Source organism: Sulfuricurvum sp., assembly GCF_023229695.1.
Classification (GTDB): domain Bacteria; phylum Campylobacterota; class Campylobacteria; order Campylobacterales; family Sulfurimonadaceae; genus Sulfuricurvum.
The window spans coordinates 75,126-89,306 of sequence record NZ_JALNYS010000014.1; the positions used below are offsets into that span (position 1 = coordinate 75,126).

14 protein-coding genes are annotated in these 14,181 nt (G+C 46.8%); 8 read left to right on the plus strand and 6 right to left on the minus strand.

Annotation, left to right across the window (positions count from 1 at the left end):
• Positions 1–500 precede the first annotated feature (500 nt).
• The 5 genes from M0P91_RS10995 (at position 501) to M0P91_RS11015 (ending at position 7,114) form a co-directional block, all read left to right on the plus strand.
• Positions 501–2,123, plus strand: a complete 1,623-nt coding sequence (locus M0P91_RS10995; protein WP_295067187.1) for a sensor domain-containing diguanylate cyclase — start codon at positions 501–503, stop codon at positions 2,121–2,123.
• Between the two features lie 178 nt (positions 2,124–2,301).
• On the plus strand, positions 2,302–3,006 hold the full coding sequence (locus tag M0P91_RS11000; RefSeq protein WP_295067190.1) for a winged helix-turn-helix domain-containing protein: 705 nt from the start codon (positions 2,302–2,304) through the stop codon (positions 3,004–3,006).
• A 97-nt stretch (positions 3,007–3,103) separates the two neighbouring features.
• The gene (locus M0P91_RS11005; protein WP_295067193.1) at positions 3,104–4,615 is read left to right on the plus strand and encodes an ABC transporter substrate binding protein; all 1,512 of its coding nucleotides are present in this window, start codon (positions 3,104–3,106) and stop codon (positions 4,613–4,615) included.
• Positions 4,616–4,631: 16 nt separating this feature from the next.
• Positions 4,632–5,189 (plus strand): SCO family protein, encoded by a 558-nt coding sequence (locus M0P91_RS11010; protein ID WP_295067196.1) that lies wholly within the window; start codon positions 4,632–4,634, stop codon positions 5,187–5,189.
• On the plus strand, positions 5,186–7,114 hold the full coding sequence (locus M0P91_RS11015) for an EAL domain-containing protein (RefSeq protein ID WP_295067198.1): 1,929 nt from the start codon (positions 5,186–5,188) through the stop codon (positions 7,112–7,114). The genes M0P91_RS11010 and M0P91_RS11015 overlap by 4 nt, the downstream gene beginning before the upstream one ends.
• 4 nt (positions 7,115–7,118) lie before the next feature.
• Here M0P91_RS11015 and M0P91_RS11020 read toward each other — a convergent pair whose 3' ends face one another.
• The gene (locus tag M0P91_RS11020; RefSeq protein WP_295067200.1) at positions 7,119–7,451 is read right to left on the minus strand and encodes a hypothetical protein; all 333 of its coding nucleotides are present in this window, start codon (positions 7,449–7,451) and stop codon (positions 7,119–7,121) included.
• 131 nt (positions 7,452–7,582) lie between these two features.
• Between M0P91_RS11020 and M0P91_RS11025 the strand changes: the two genes are divergently transcribed.
• The 3 genes from M0P91_RS11025 to M0P91_RS11035 are packed head-to-tail and all read left to right on the plus strand — an operon-like array spanning position 7,583 to position 10,337.
• Entirely contained in the window at positions 7,583–8,698 is a 1,116-nt protein-coding gene (locus M0P91_RS11025) for an ABC transporter permease (RefSeq protein WP_295067203.1), read from the plus strand.
• Positions 8,695–9,429 carry an ATP-binding cassette domain-containing protein gene (locus M0P91_RS11030; protein ID WP_295067207.1) on the plus strand — a complete coding sequence of 245 codons (735 nt, stop codon included), beginning with the start codon at positions 8,695–8,697 and terminating at the stop codon, positions 9,427–9,429. Before M0P91_RS11025 ends, M0P91_RS11030 begins: the two co-directional genes overlap by 4 nt.
• The gene (locus M0P91_RS11035; RefSeq protein WP_295067210.1) at positions 9,429–10,337 is read left to right on the plus strand and encodes an MlaD family protein; all 909 of its coding nucleotides are present in this window, start codon (positions 9,429–9,431) and stop codon (positions 10,335–10,337) included. Before M0P91_RS11030 ends, M0P91_RS11035 begins: the two co-directional genes overlap by 1 nt.
• 9 nt (positions 10,338–10,346) lie before the next feature.
• Here M0P91_RS11035 and M0P91_RS11040 read toward each other — a convergent pair whose 3' ends face one another.
• The 5 genes from M0P91_RS11040 to M0P91_RS11060 form a co-directional block, all read right to left on the minus strand.
• Positions 10,347–10,640, minus strand: a complete 294-nt coding sequence (locus tag M0P91_RS11040) for a c-type cytochrome (protein WP_295067213.1) — start codon at positions 10,638–10,640, stop codon at positions 10,347–10,349.
• A 106-nt stretch (positions 10,641–10,746) separates the two neighbouring features.
• Complete coding sequence (locus M0P91_RS11045; protein WP_295067216.1) at positions 10,747–11,151, minus strand: rhodanese-like domain-containing protein; 405 nt, start codon at positions 11,149–11,151, stop codon at positions 10,747–10,749.
• A gap of 13 nt (positions 11,152–11,164) precedes the next feature.
• On the minus strand, positions 11,165–11,539 hold the full coding sequence (locus M0P91_RS11050) for a hypothetical protein (RefSeq protein WP_295067219.1): 375 nt from the start codon (positions 11,537–11,539) through the stop codon (positions 11,165–11,167).
• Positions 11,540–11,629: 90 nt separating this feature from the next.
• On the minus strand, positions 11,630–12,877 hold the full coding sequence (locus M0P91_RS11055; protein WP_295067222.1) for a DEAD/DEAH box helicase: 1,248 nt from the start codon (positions 12,875–12,877) through the stop codon (positions 11,630–11,632).
• 200 nt (positions 12,878–13,077) lie between these two features.
• Positions 13,078–14,181: hypothetical protein (locus tag M0P91_RS11060; RefSeq protein ID WP_295067224.1), on the minus strand; the 1,104-nt coding region annotated here is incomplete at its 5' end.

A 14,181-nucleotide genomic window follows, 5' to 3' on the forward strand; every position in this document is an offset into this window, starting at 1 on the left:
TTTTATGAGAGTTCTTGCAGAACTCTCTTTTAAACGTGCTTTGAGCAAAGCCCAAAGCACTACGCTAGCCGCTATGGCGCTAATTAGATTATTTACTGATGTTACGCACTTTTCGGGCAAAGCCCGTAAAGTGGCGGGGACAATTTGTCCCCTGCACCCCCCTAAAGCTACCCGCATCTGTCGGATGCGCGAGAAAAACTTCCCTTTACGTACTTGCTAAAGTAAGGTGCGTAAGGTCAGTTATTTATCATTATAGCAAAAGTCAGTTCGGATTTTTTCATAAAAGAAATTTTCCGATAGGGATGGGATCTATCGTACGATAAACAATAGCGATAGTTTCGACAGGAGAATTCTCTTTATCGGAATTATTTTGAGAAAATATTGAGAAAAATATGTAAAAATCCCGATATTTAAAAATAATATTTAATAGTAATTTATAAAAATTAGCGTAATCCGTAGTGCATGAGTGCATACAAAGGATAGGCGGGAGAGAACAAATAGTGCCTCAGAAAAAAAAATTTAAAATTTGTGATACCTTTATCAACCACTCTTCGATCGTTTTTTTTTCATGGGTGACTGACACGCAATGGAGTGTGGACTATCTATCGGAAGGGATCAGACAGTTTGGCTACACCACTGAAGAGTTTTTATCCGGTGAGAAAAACTACCTCCATATTATCTATCCTGATGATGCTGAATGGGTGGTTCGTGAAGCTGAAACGCATACTGAGAATGGGGTCAAGAGCTTTAATCTGGTATACCGTATCGTTACGGCAGACGGTAGGATTCGGTGGATCGATCACCACACGGTTGTTGCACGAGAGAGGAGGGAAGAAGGGGTCTGCTGTGTGGGGGCGATTATGGATATCACCGAGCGTAAAACGATCGAACAAGAGCTCATCGACAGCGAAGCAAAATTTCGGACTATTGCTGAGAGCACGACGGTCGGATTCTTTATTTATCAGGAACGTTTTGTGTATGTCAATCAGGCAATTTGTGATGTTTCCGGCTATACGCAAGAAGAGCTGTATGATATGAATGTTTGGGATTTTGCCCATGAATCGTCCAAAGAGAGGGTGAAAGAAATCGTTTTGAAGCGATGCCGGGGAGAAGAGGTTGAGAGCCGGTCGGATGATTTGGAACTGGTTACCAAAAAGGGGGAGATCAAAATTGTTCGTAGCATGGCGCATACGGTTCCCTATAAAGGGGGATGGGCCGGCGCGGGGACAATTATCGATATTACCGATATCGCTGAAGCAAAAGAGCAGGTGAACCTTTTGGCGCATGCGGTAAAGCAGACGGACGATATGGTCCGTATTACCGATAGAAACGGTACGATTACGTTCGCAAATGAAGCGATACTGAAGCATTCGGGATACACTCTCAACGAAGTGATCGGGCAAACGCCGCGAATCTTTAAATCCGGCAAACACGACAAAGCCTTTTATCGTCATCTCTGGAAGACGATCCTTGCCGGGGAGACCTACCGAGGCGTTTTTCAAAATCGAAAGCGCGACGGGACGCTATATCACGAAGCTGAAACCATTACGCCGATTAGGGATATGAAAAACAGCGTTCAATATTTCGTCGTGACAGGAAAAGATATTTCCGAACAGGTTGCATGGGAAAATGAGCTGCATCGTCAAGCCACGACCGATGCTCTGACGGGCGTATACAATCGGCAAAAGTTTATGGAAGAACTCGAAGCGGAGCTCGATAAATTCCGGCGCTATAACAATACGTTTACCGTCATCATGGTGGATATCGACCATTTTAAAGAGATCAATGATACCTATGGTCATGATACCGGAGATAAAATTCTGAAAGAGTTGTCCCGATTGATGAACAGCAGTATTCGCAAAACCGATCTGTTTGCCCGGTGGGGGGGAGAAGAGTTTATGATTCTTTCTCCTTCATTGTCGTATGAAAATGCGATTGTCTTTGCCGAGAAGATAAGGGGGTACGTTGAATCTTTTGTATTTGACGACATTAACCATCTGACGGTGAGTATAGGGATAACGGTTCCGAAAGAGGAAGATACCTTTGAAAAGATTTTGAAGCGGGTAGACAAGGCTCTCTATTATTCTAAAAACAACGGCCGAAACCAAGTGAATTTTATGTGAAAATCTTACCTTTCGTACTTTGTCTAAACAACTGTACAAAGGTTAGTAATCTCTCGTATCCGAAAGATACGGGAAGCTTTAGGGGGGTGCAGGGGACAATTTGTCCCTGCCACTTTACGGGCTTCGCCCGAAAAGTGCGTATCATCAGTGAAAATGTTTGAAGTGAGGATAAGAGAGAATGGAAACGGAGTTTAAAAGCACGTTAAAATCGATAAAAATGCTTTATATTATCGAAGATGGAGTGGCTCACGATTATCATGTCATGCCTTTTGAATTGATGTGTGAACGGATTCATCTGAGCGATTTTAACAATGGATGGGGAGATTATTTAAAGATAGAGCCCAATATGGTGATGATCCATACGGTGTCGAATTTTCATTTCTGTGAGGAGATTGTCCGTAAAATTCAGAAAATCAATCCTCAATGCCCCTTTTTAATCCTCACCGAGGAGGTATTTCGAGAATCGGTTCTGCATCTTCCGATAGGAGAGAACAGCAGAACCCTTTTTCTCCCCATTACGTTCGAAGAGATGGTGCGGGCATTGAAGGAGATTATCGAATCCAACAGCATAACCTATTTTCTGCGGGATCAAATATTTTTTGAACCGTCGAACAGCGTCTTGATTCGCGATAAGAAGCGGGTGCCGCTAACATCGAAAGAGAATAAACTGCTCCTCTACCTGATTCACAACAGCCATCGAATCGTCTCGTATGAGGAAATTGAAAATTATGTATGGGGAGATACGGCGATGAACCGAAATACCCTGACCACCATCATCAGCAATCTCCGGAAAAAAGCGGGGAATCAACCCTTTTTGGAAAATCATTCAAATCAGGGATATAAGATTCTTCTTCATAATCTTGTAGTAAAAAAAGAACTCTAGTCTATTTGTGCGCGCCCTTTGGCAAGAAGAGGAGCGGTTTATCAAAAGATCATCAAAAAACATGTTATAATATGTTACTGTTACTATGTAGGGTGAAATGAGAAAAATTTTATTTTTATTGCTTCTGATCTCCTTCTCGTCGGTGGGTGTTTATGCACAGGCAAAGAGACAGGTTTTTATTCTTCACTCCTATTCTCAGGAGTACACCTGGACCAAATCTCAGCATCAAAATTTCATCTTTGCTTTCGATAATACGTTTCCCTCCGTCAATTTTGCAGCCGAATATCTTGATACGAAACGGGTTAAAATGGACGGCGTATACGAGAATTTCATGCTGCGCTATCTTCAGGAAAAATACAAAGGGTATCGTCCCGATATCATCTATGTGACCGACGACGATGCCTTGACATTTTTCATGCACCACCGCAGCGAGTTATTCCCCCAGGTTCCGATCGTTTTTTCGGGGGTCAATAATTTAAACCTTCAGGGGAGACTCGATTCGGAGAAATTTACCGGTGTTTATGAAACCAAAGATATTCTCCCCAATATCGATCTAATCCATCAGCTATCGCCGCAAACGAGGGATATCTGGATTGTCGGAGATGCATCCACCACCTATCAATCGATTGAAGAGGAGATTCGGCGAAAAATTAAAGATTTTACGAAATACCGTTTCCATTTTTTATCGGGGGAACGGATATCGGATATCGTCGATCATCTTCCCCGTCGGCAAAAAACCTTTGTAATTCTGACGACGATCGGAAAATGGACCGACGAGAGAGGGGATAATATGGCGATCAAAAATTCGATCGCCACCTTGTTGAAACTCCCCAATATCGTTTTATTGAGTATGGAAGATGCCTATGTGGGGAGCGGTGCGGTCGGAGGTTTTGTAAGCAGCGCAAAGGAGCAGGGGAGCGGTGCGGCGGGATTGGCTATCCGCTATTTGCGAGGGGAGCCGTTTCGCGATATCCGCTCTCTCGACAAAAGTCCGAATATTTATATGTTTGACCGCAATGCATTAATCCGTTCGCGATTGATTCTTTCGGAGTATACCGCGCGAAACGCAACGATGCTTTATCCGGAAAAAAGTTTTTTTGATCTTTATCAAAATATACTGATCAACGTGCTGTTTGTGTTATTTCTCCTGTTATTGATTTTCAGCGTCTTTGCTTTCTTTTTGTTTCGTGAAAAAAATCGTCAAATCGAGTTTCATAAACACGATTGTACGGAGTTTCGAACCCTCTCGGCAAAACTGAAGAATCTGTTTGAAACGGTGGAAAATAGCTTTCATCTTGGATACTGGCAGTGGGAACTCGGGGACGGTAGCGTCGTCTGTTCGGACGGCCTCGGGAAAATACTCCAAACGGATACCGGCGACGTGAGGGATATCGATACGATGATGCTGTCGATTTATCCTGCGGACAAATCATTGCTTCACACCATGATTAAAGAGGTGATGGAAACTTGTTCGGTCCGAAAATTTCACCATAAAATAGTGGCTCAAGACGGCAACGTCGAATCCGTCGTCCATCGGATTTCCCCGATTACAAATGAGGAGGGGGAGATTAAAACTCTCATAGGTTTGGTGCAGAAACTTGATCTCTAAAAAAGCGGTTCTCGCAATGGTCGTATTGACTCTTTTTGCGATGGGGGCCCCATTGCTGTTTTCGGCCCTTTTTTCGAATCAGAATCAGGGAAAAATCGAAGTCAACCGGCCGATTGAGGCAGAGTACCTGAGGGGGGGAAAAGAAGAGCTGCAACTCGTTTTTTTCGGCTATGTCGGATGTACGAAGATATGTACCCCTATTTTGCATCAGTTAAGCGATTTTTATCAATCGAAAGCGTTTGAACCGTTGAAGGGGAGTGTCGGATTTACCTTTGTCAATCTGATGCCCGAGGTCACTCCCGACCAACCCGGAATATTTGCCCAGTCGTTTAATCCGGCGTTTCGGGGAGTCTATTTGACGCAGCGCCGGTTAATGGATATTGATCGCGATTTCAACCTGTTTTTTTCAAAGAGTATCCAAGATGCCGGCGAAATCAACCATAGCGATTACGTCTACCTCGTCCGTACGGAAAAAAACGGCGATTTGAAACTGATCACCATCTACATGACCCATCCGCTGAAAAGGGATACCATTGTAGAGGATATTCTCGCATACCAAAAGGGGATGAAATGAACCGATCCATGACGAATTTGTTTACACTCCCGAAAATTCCGCCATTTGCACGTGAAAATTTTGATGCGAGTTTTGTCCAGGCAGACAAAGTGATGATGGTACTGCTCCTTGTACAGTGGGCGATTGCCACGTTTATCACCTCCGTCAGTTTTGATACCTATCTGTACGGTTTCATTAGCGGGGGGAGCATTACCCTCAGCGCTTTGGGGGTATACCGCTATTATAAAGGGACGCAGCTGATGCGTGTCGTCGCTGCGATTGCGATGATGCTTTTTTCGGTTGTCTATATTCAGCAGCATTACGGCCGAATTGAAATGCATTTTCATGTTTTTATCGCGATGGCCATCTTATCGTTGTACAAGGATATCGTTCCGGTTGTCGTTGCGGCGATGACGACGATACTGCATCACTTTGTCTTTAATTATCTTCAGTTGTATGAGGTGTCGTTGTTTGATATGCCGGTCATGGTGTTCAATTACGGGTGCGGTATCGATATCGTCTTGCTGCACGGCGTATTTGTACTCGTCGAAGTGATTGTGATCGCCTATATTATCAAGCTTCAGATCGAATACGGGGTGGAACTGAACCGGAGTGAAAATCAGATTTTGGGGCTGAACGAAGAGCTCAGCTACACCTCGATGCACGATACCCTTACCGGGCTTCCCAATCGCCAGAGCCTCCGTTCGAAACTCAACCTGATTTTGGCCAATGCCGATCGGAATCAGAAGAAATTTGCCGTTTTATTTCTCGATCTGGACCATTTTAAAAATGTCAACGATACCCTCGGACACGTCGTCGGAGATGCATTGCTTAAAACCGTTGCCAAAAAACTGACATCGATTGTCCGTGCCAATGATGTGGTCTCCCGAATCGGCGGGGATGAGTTTATCATCATTCTAAACGAGGTCAAAGAGAATACGGCACTGGAAAATGTCATCATCAAAATTCTTGAGGCATTCCGGAAAGAGTGGATTATTCAGGGCCATTTTCTCCGATTGTCGGTGAGTATCGGGGCCTCCGTCTATCCGGACGATTCGAAAGAGATCGATGAACTGATGAAATTTGCCGATATCGCGATGTACAAAGCCAAAGCCGAGGGGCGCGATCAGTTCAGCTTCTTTACCGGCGAACTCAACCGTAAAATTCATGAAGAGGTTGAAATCGCCAACGATATGTTCCGCGCTCTGGAGGAGGAGGAATTTCTCCTCTATCTTCAGCCCAAAATTGAGATTGCAACGGGCAAAATCATCGGGGCCGAAGCACTGATCCGCTGGAATCATTGTACCAAAGGGCTCATTTATCCGAACAGCTTTATCCCTATCGCCGAAAATAACGGGTTCATTTTAAAACTGGGGACATGGATTTTGTACGAAACGGCGCGGATGATCCGACGTCTGGAGAGGGCCGGTTATAACGACATCCATATCTCCTGTAACGTATCGACGCGCCAGTTTCAAAATCTCAATATGTATTCCGATATCGACACGGCTATCCGCGAACACGGGATCAATCCGAATCTTTTCGCGATCGAAATTACCGAAAGCGTCATGATGCAGTATCTTGAAGTGACCCTCGAAGTGCTCAAAAAAATCAAAAATCTCGGAGTCCATATCTGCATGGACGATTTTGGGACAGGGTATTCATCGCTCTCCTATCTTCAGAAATTTCCGATCGATTCGTTGAAAATCGATAAAAGTTTTGTAGACGATATCTCCGAAAACGGCGATAACGAACACATTCTGATCAATACAATCATTGCAATGGGGCAGACGCTGAACCTTCATGTCATCGCCGAAGGGGTCGAAGAGAGCTACCAGGAAGAGTATCTCAAAAGTCGCGGATGTTCCTATTATCAGGGGTACTATTTCTCAAAACCGATCGGGGAAGAGCGTTTTTTCGAGCTTTTGGCCCGAAACCGTTCTTGAGCAATCACTGCATTAAATAGCTCTCTGCCCGCTCAAAAGCGGTGATCGAACTGTTGCAGTAGCTTCGGTTGTTGCTCACCGAATGGATTCTTTTCGTATATCGGGTGCACAGCATTGCGAGGATACCGAGCAACCGTTGATTGACGATCCCCTCTCCATCTTTTCCGTAGGTGATGTAGTCGTTGAGTGCACGGATATCTTCATCGTCGTCATGGGCAAACTCTTCCAGAAACTGGGAACATACCTCGTAGCTTTTATCCCCTTCCGTTTCAATATCAATATAAAGAATGGAATCGTTGTTTTTTGCTCTAAAAGAGTGTAGGGCATGACTAAACATGATCAATCTCTCCTTTTGATTTTCGGATTCAATATCTTACTTCCCCTTTATTTCCGGACGGAAACAAAATAGGGGGATGAGGTTACTTTTCGGTTACGGGATAAATGAAAAATTATCGGCATAATTTCGCCATGATACGGGTAGAAATGGACGATTTGAATCGATCGGATGCAAAGCTTTTCGTGAGGGGAGATTGGACCAAAGAGAAGTTGGACGATGCGAATCGCAGGGAGGAAAATATCGCGTCGGTTTCGGATGTTCAGGTCACTTTTGATTTTAGCGAGTGTACCCGGATCGATTCTGCGGGCGCCGTTGAAATCATCCGGCTCAAAAACAGACTGATTCAGAACCGTTGCACGCTCCTTTTTGTCCATCAAAACGAAGAGGATGCCAGACTTTTAAATTTTTATGAAAAAAATTTTCATGCCAAACCGGATAGCCGCCGACAAAAAACGTTCTCGATCGAGGGTATCGGGATGAGGATAGTTGAGCGGTTTAAAGGGATCGGGGAGTTTTTAACGTTTATCGGTGCAATGGTTTTTGCCGTCGCGAAAATAGTTGTTTCTCCGTGGAAATTTCGTTTTACCGCTTTTGTACGGCATGTCGATACCTCCGCGATCGGAGCGATCCCGATTATCGCGATTTTATCCTTTTTGATAGGGGTTGTCATTGCGTATCAATCCGCCGGTTATCTGAGCAAAATCGGGGGGGATATTTTTATCGTTGATTTGAGTGTGATGTCCGTTTTTCGGGAACTTTCGCCGATGATAACGGCCATTTTGATCGCGGCACGAAGCGCCAGCTCGTTTACGGCCCAGATCGGGACGATGAAAATAACTGAAGAGATCGATGCGATGCGGACGATGGGATTTGACCCGTTTATTTTTCTGGTCGTGCCGAGAGTTTTTGCTCTGATCCTGACGATGCCGTTTTTGATTTTCATTGCTGATATGGCGGGAATGCTCGGAGCTTTGGGCGTCGCGACCTTTCATCTGGGGATTAGTCCGAATGCATTTATGGACCGGATGTATCTGGAAGTTTCGGTGAACGAATTCTATGTCGGTTTGGCGAAATCACCGATTTACGGGGGGATCGTCGCCATCGTCGGGTGTTATCGGGGGTTTCAGGTGAAGGGGAGTACCGACAGTATCGGGGCTTATACGACCAAAAGTGTCGTGAGTGCCATCTTCTGGGTCATCATCTGCGATGCGTGCATTGCGATAGCCCTGACAAAGCTGGGCATATGAATCCTGTTATCAAGGTGGAGAACATCGTTACGAAACTGGGGAACCGCCTGATTCACGACAAGATCTCGTTTGAGGTCAACCGGTCGGAAATATTCGGGATACTGGGGGGGAGCGGTGCGGGCAAATCGACCCTGATTCGTCAACTTCTGATGCTGGAGACATTCCAATCGGGCACCATTGAGATTTTGGGAACGTCGCTGCACCGTATCACGGAAAAAAAAGCCGATATCTTGCGCCAAAAATGGGCGGTTCTGTTTCAGTTCGGTGCCCTTTTCTCCTCCCTGAGCGTACTGGAAAATATTGCTCTGCCGCTGATCGAATATACCCGGCTCCCCAAAGAGCTGATCGACAATATGGCCATGACAAAGCTCAGTATGGTGGGGCTCCCCCCTTCGGCCGCCTCTCTCTACCCCGGCGAACTCAGCGGCGGGATGAAAAAAAGGGTGGGGCTGGCACGGGCTCTCGCCCTTGATCCCGAGCTCCTTTTTCTGGATGAACCGACCAGCGGACTCGATCCTGCCAGTGCCGAAGCGTTTGACAGACTGATCGTGGAACTGAGAGATATACTGGGGTTCAGTGTGATCATCGTCACGCACGATCTGGATACGATCAAAAGTACGCTGGATCGCTTTATCGTCCTTCACGACCATAAGATTTGCTTTGAGGGCAGCTACGGGGAGGCACTGCAAAGTGATGTGGCGTTTTTGAAAGATTTTTTAAAGGTGACGTGATGGAAAGAAACGCAAATTTTATCCTCGTCGGGGTGTTTGCCATTATCAGTATAGTGTCGCTGGCCGGATTTGCGTTTTGGATGGGCAAATACGGGGTGGATGAGGATAGATTCGAGAGTTATAAAACCTATATCTACGAATCGGTTGGGGGGCTCAAAGCGTCATCTCCGGTAAAATTAAAAGGGATTGAGGTCGGATTTGTCGAAGAGCTCCGAATCGATCCGGACAACCCCGAACGTGTCGAGATCAATTTTAAAGTAGAGAAAGAAATCCCGGTCAAAACCGACAGTATCATCGTGCTGAATTCTCAGGGGATTGCCGGGATTTCGTTTCTGGAGATCAAAGGGGGGAGCAAAGGGGCGCAGCCGTTGCACAGTGCAAAGAGGGGGGAGCGGCTTGAAATCGGTTCCGAACCCTCCGTCGTCGTGAAGCTGACCGATCAGGCGCAGAGCATACTCACGCAGCTCACGCAGACACTTCAGAGAGCACAGAGGCTGACAAGCGATAAAAACATCGATAACGTGGCGACGACTCTGGAGAATGTTGCCCAAATCTCCACAGGGCTCAAAGCAAATCAACACGAACTCTCCGGTGTGATAACGGGCGCCAAAGAGGTGGAAGAGCATGCCGGCGATACCCTAAAAGAGGTGGCAAAGGTGACCCGAAAAACGGATCTGGTTTTGGATGAAACCAGGAATCTGGCGATAGAGAGTTCCGCGCTGATTCGAGAGATCCAAAAAGCCGATACGGTCAATAGGGTGTCGTCGACGCTGGATGTTTCCAATGAGGCGATAGAGGAGATGAAAAGTCTCCTCGTCGAGGGAAAAAGTCTGGTCCGGGAATTCAAAGAGAGCCCGAGGGATTTGCTCTTTAAAGATAAAAGGGGGAACCCGGGACCGGGAGAATAGGCCCCCCCTCTATTTGAGTGCGGCGATATGATCGGCGAGTACTTTCATATCGGCATCGCTCATGCTGGCCATCTGCCCTTTCATAATTGCTCCCATCCCTTTGGTATTGCGGGTTCCCGCTTTGTACCCTTTGAGCGCTTCGAGGGTTTTATCCGAAGACCATCCGGCAATCACTTCTGATTTTCCAAGAGCCGATTTTTCCCCTTTTACACCGTGGCAGGCGCCGCATTTTTGATACAAAGCTCCACCATCGGCAGCGCTCAACGCAAGGGTAAGACCTAAAAGTGCAAGTAACGTTTTCATTTGAATCTCCTTGTATCCATGGGGTTTGAGAAGCCTCTCGGAAGAGGAATTCTCTTTTTGGATAGAGGCAGTATAAAAGAAGATTGTGGAGCGATTGTGAAGAGAATCAGCGGGTGACGCCCAACCCTTCACTTTTCCATCCGTTTATCCCCCCCGTGACGTTGAGAGGGGTAAATCCGTTGTTTGAGAGGATGCGCGAGGCGCTCACGCTTCGGTTTCCGCTGCGGCAATAGACGATGATGGTTTTGTCTTTGAGGGGTTCGAGCTTCGAGAGGTTTTCGCTCAGTACCTGTACCGGGATCAGGGTAGCCCCCTCGATGTGTTCCTGGGCAAACTCTTCGGGGGTGCGGACATCCAGCAAAAAGAGGTTCGGGTCGTTGTGCAAACGGGTGTAGGCCTCTTTGGGGGTGATGGAATCAAAATTGGCGAATATCCACCCTTTAAAATAGGCGGCGTAGGCCGCAATAGTGATAATGACCAAGGCATAGAGAACGGTGGTTATCGGCTTCATTTTCATTGTAGTTTCATGCATCGAGAGTGATGTTTAATTCGGTCAAAAGGGCTTTTCTCGATTCCATCGGATCATCAAAAAGGCGGTTTTTCGTCTCTTCGTCGAGGAGGGCGATATCGTCCACCAATTCAGGATCGTACATATCGGGAAAATATTTTTGGGCCTCTTGCCCCATTGCATCGAGATACGCTTCATCCAATTCGTCATTATCGAAAAGGCCGATTTTATACCCTTGGATGATACTGGCTACCGCCCGGAGCAAGAATAGATTGTCGCGCCGTTGTTCGTTATTTTCTTGATCGAGGAGACGATTGATCTGCTCCACCTCTTTTTTGTAAACGAGGGTCGCCTCTTGGATCAGCGCTTTTTTTTCGGGTGTTAATGTCATGGTATATCGCTTTGTATAAGGTAAAGGCAATTATAGCACGCGCACGGAGCGTGTCGGATAGGTTTTAAGTCGGACGGTTTAAATCGTCGCTTACCTTTTTGCCGTGGCATCTTTGGCCGCTTGCTCTCGGGCTTTGTCTTTTTTGCTTTTCCCTTTCCCTTTGACCGGTTCGGGTCCTTTGGTTTTCGGTGGTGGGGTCCCCGTGAGCTCAAATCCCCCGATCTGCTCTCGCGGCAGTTTGATTTGGGACCGTTTTTCGATGAGCCTGAAATGATCCTGATCCTCGTGGGCGATGAATGAGATGGCCATTCCCGATTTGCCGGCTCTGGCGGTCCGTCCGATCCGGTGGATGTAATCGGCGCTAGAGCGGGGGAGGTCGAAGTTGATCACGCAGTCGATCCCCTCGATGTCCAGCCCCCGCGCGGCGATATCGGTGGCGAAGAGGATGCGGAGCTTTTTGGCTTTGAACTGATCCAACGTGTAGTTACGATCTTCCTGAGAGAGGTCGCCGTGAAAGGAGTCGGCCGAAAAGCCGTATTTTCTGAATTTCATCGCGATGTTGTCGGAGGCGCGTTTGTTGGCCATAAAGACGAGGAGCTGTCCCCATTGTTCGGTGTTCAGCAGATGGCGCAGCAGAGGACCTCTGTTTTCGCGGTTGACTTCGATGACGCGTTGGGTGATGGCCTGTACCGTCGGCGCTTCGCCATCCAACGACACTTCAACCGGATTTTGGGTAATCCGCGCAGCGATGGCGGCCATTTTGGGGGGATAGGTGGCGGAGAAGAGGAGATTTTGGCGCTGTGCGGGTATCTCGCGTAAAATCAGATCGAGCTCTTCGGCAAATCCCAGATCGAGCATCTTGTCCGCTTCATCAAGGATGAAAAATTCCAGATGCGACAGGTTCGCCTGTTTTTTGCTCAGGACATCGAGAAACCGCCCCGAGGTGGCTACGAGGATGTCGCACCCCTGCTGAATCGCATAGAGCTGATCGCCGATGCTCTCTCCGCCGATGACGCTGACCACTCTGGGCTTTCGCGGTAAAAAAGCGCCGAAGCTCTCGAATGCTGCTGACACCTGTAGGGTGAGTTCGCGGGTCGGGGTGAGGATGAGGGCTTTGATTTTGCCCTTTCCTTCGGTGATTTTTGTACTCCACATCTGTAGTACCGGGAGGACAAAGCTCGCACTCTTTCCGCTCCCCGTCTGCGCTCTGGCCATCACGTCGTGCCCTTCCAAAACGAGAGGGATCACCTTTTCCTGGATGGGTGTCGGTTTGGTAAAGCCGCTTACCTCCAGTGCGTGGAGGATGGGTTCACAGAGTTTGAGAGATGAAAAAGGCATAGGAAAATTCCTCGTATGGTTTGGCGTATTGTAGGGAAAATGGGCTTTAGAGGAGGTTTTATCCTGTTCGAAACCTTTTCAATCGCATTCATCCTCTTTTTTCCGTTTTCGGGTGATGAGTTTAAAGGCCAAAAAGATGAGACTGAACGTCGCAAGCCACAGGGTATAGGTATCCATTAAATCCTCCGAATCAGTTGATGTTAGGTTTCTTCGAGAATACGGGTCAGCGTATGGGTAAAAGCCAGATTGCTCCCCTCGGTCGGGAGGAGGTAGTTGATGTGGATTTTTTTGACCTGTTCGAGAAACGTTTCGCTGGCTTGTTTAACGACGAGAACCAAAACGATCGTCTCGATAACCCCCATTATTTTAAGCCGTTTGAGAAGAATTTTCAATTCAGGGAGCTGCTGATCGATAAAAATAAGGTTCGGGAGATTTTTCGAAATCGATTCGACCGCTTTCTCATACGAAAGGGTTGTTTCCACGTCGAGATGTTTGTCGATCGATGCGACCACCGTTTTAAACCGCATGGCATTTTCAATCTCGGCACTAAAATAGAGGAGAGAGCGGCGATGGAGGCTCTCCAGATAGGGGATCAGGGAGAATAGACTCCGTTGCTCTTCGGAAAGTTTTTCGATGTTGAGGGATTTGAGATAGTATTTGAGATAGGTGAGGCTTGAGAGTTTCCCTTTGATCGTGGATTCTTTGAAATAGTGGTTGATCCGTTGTGAATGGCGGGCTTTTTCCCATAAAGAAGCATCAAATGCATAGGCGACTTTGTTAAGCAAAGCGATGATACGGTGGTCAAAGTGTTTGGCCCGGCCGATAAATTCGGTAGCAAACGGTTTTTCGTTCTGTTGAATAATCATCTCGATCAATCGGGCCAGTTTTAGATTTTCGTCTTCGAGTATCCGTTTGTAATGGATCGCATCGGAAGCGACCGTCCGCGCTTTTTTTATTTTGGACTGGAGGAGGGGGAAATTTTCGGAAGAGGGGGGAGTTTTGGTCATGATCTCGTTGAGTTTGAGAAGAGTCCCTTCGGCAATTTTCATATTATTGGTGTGTTTGGCGATCGTGACTTTATTCTCTTCGAGCTTCTTCTGCGCTTGGATAAAAGTGTCGTAACGGTTGAGAAAAAGATCCTGAAATGCCCGTCGGACCTGTTTTGAATTTTGTTTGAAAGTGTCGTAGAGGTGGCTTAGGGAGGTGATATCTCTGAGGATGTGTTCAATATGGTTTTCCCTCAGATCCATATCCAGTTCAACCAGAGTATTGTAGGTTGTCAACAGAAACCGGCGCCACCGTAG

Excerpts from the sequence above, each read along its gene's own strand:
- M0P91_RS11055 (WP_295067222.1), bottom strand. The coding sequence starts at position 12,877 with ATGCCTTTTTCATCTCTCAAACTCTGTGAACCCATCCTCCACGCACTG.
- M0P91_RS11050 (WP_295067219.1), bottom strand. The coding sequence starts at position 11,539 with ATGACATTAACACCCGAAAAAAAAGCGCTGATCCAAGAGGCGACCCTC.
- M0P91_RS11015 (WP_295067198.1), top strand. The coding sequence starts at position 5,186 with ATGAACCGATCCATGACGAATTTGTTTACACTCCCGAAAATTCCGCCA.
- M0P91_RS11005 (WP_295067193.1), top strand. The coding sequence starts at position 3,104 with ATGAGAAAAATTTTATTTTTATTGCTTCTGATCTCCTTCTCGTCGGTG.
- M0P91_RS11025 (WP_295067203.1), top strand. The coding sequence starts at position 7,583 with ATGATACGGGTAGAAATGGACGATTTGAATCGATCGGATGCAAAGCTT.
- M0P91_RS11040 (WP_295067213.1), bottom strand. The coding sequence starts at position 10,640 with ATGAAAACGTTACTTGCACTTTTAGGTCTTACCCTTGCGTTGAGCGCT.
- M0P91_RS11045 (WP_295067216.1), bottom strand. The coding sequence starts at position 11,151 with ATGAAGCCGATAACCACCGTTCTCTATGCCTTGGTCATTATCACTATT.
- M0P91_RS11035 (WP_295067210.1), top strand. The coding sequence starts at position 9,429 with ATGGAAAGAAACGCAAATTTTATCCTCGTCGGGGTGTTTGCCATTATC.
- M0P91_RS11000 (WP_295067190.1), top strand. The coding sequence starts at position 2,302 with ATGGAAACGGAGTTTAAAAGCACGTTAAAATCGATAAAAATGCTTTAT.
- M0P91_RS11020 (WP_295067200.1), bottom strand. The coding sequence starts at position 7,451 with ATGTTTAGTCATGCCCTACACTCTTTTAGAGCAAAAAACAACGATTCC.
- M0P91_RS11010 (WP_295067196.1), top strand. The coding sequence starts at position 4,632 with ATGGTCGTATTGACTCTTTTTGCGATGGGGGCCCCATTGCTGTTTTCG.
- M0P91_RS11030 (WP_295067207.1), top strand. The coding sequence starts at position 8,695 with ATGAATCCTGTTATCAAGGTGGAGAACATCGTTACGAAACTGGGGAAC.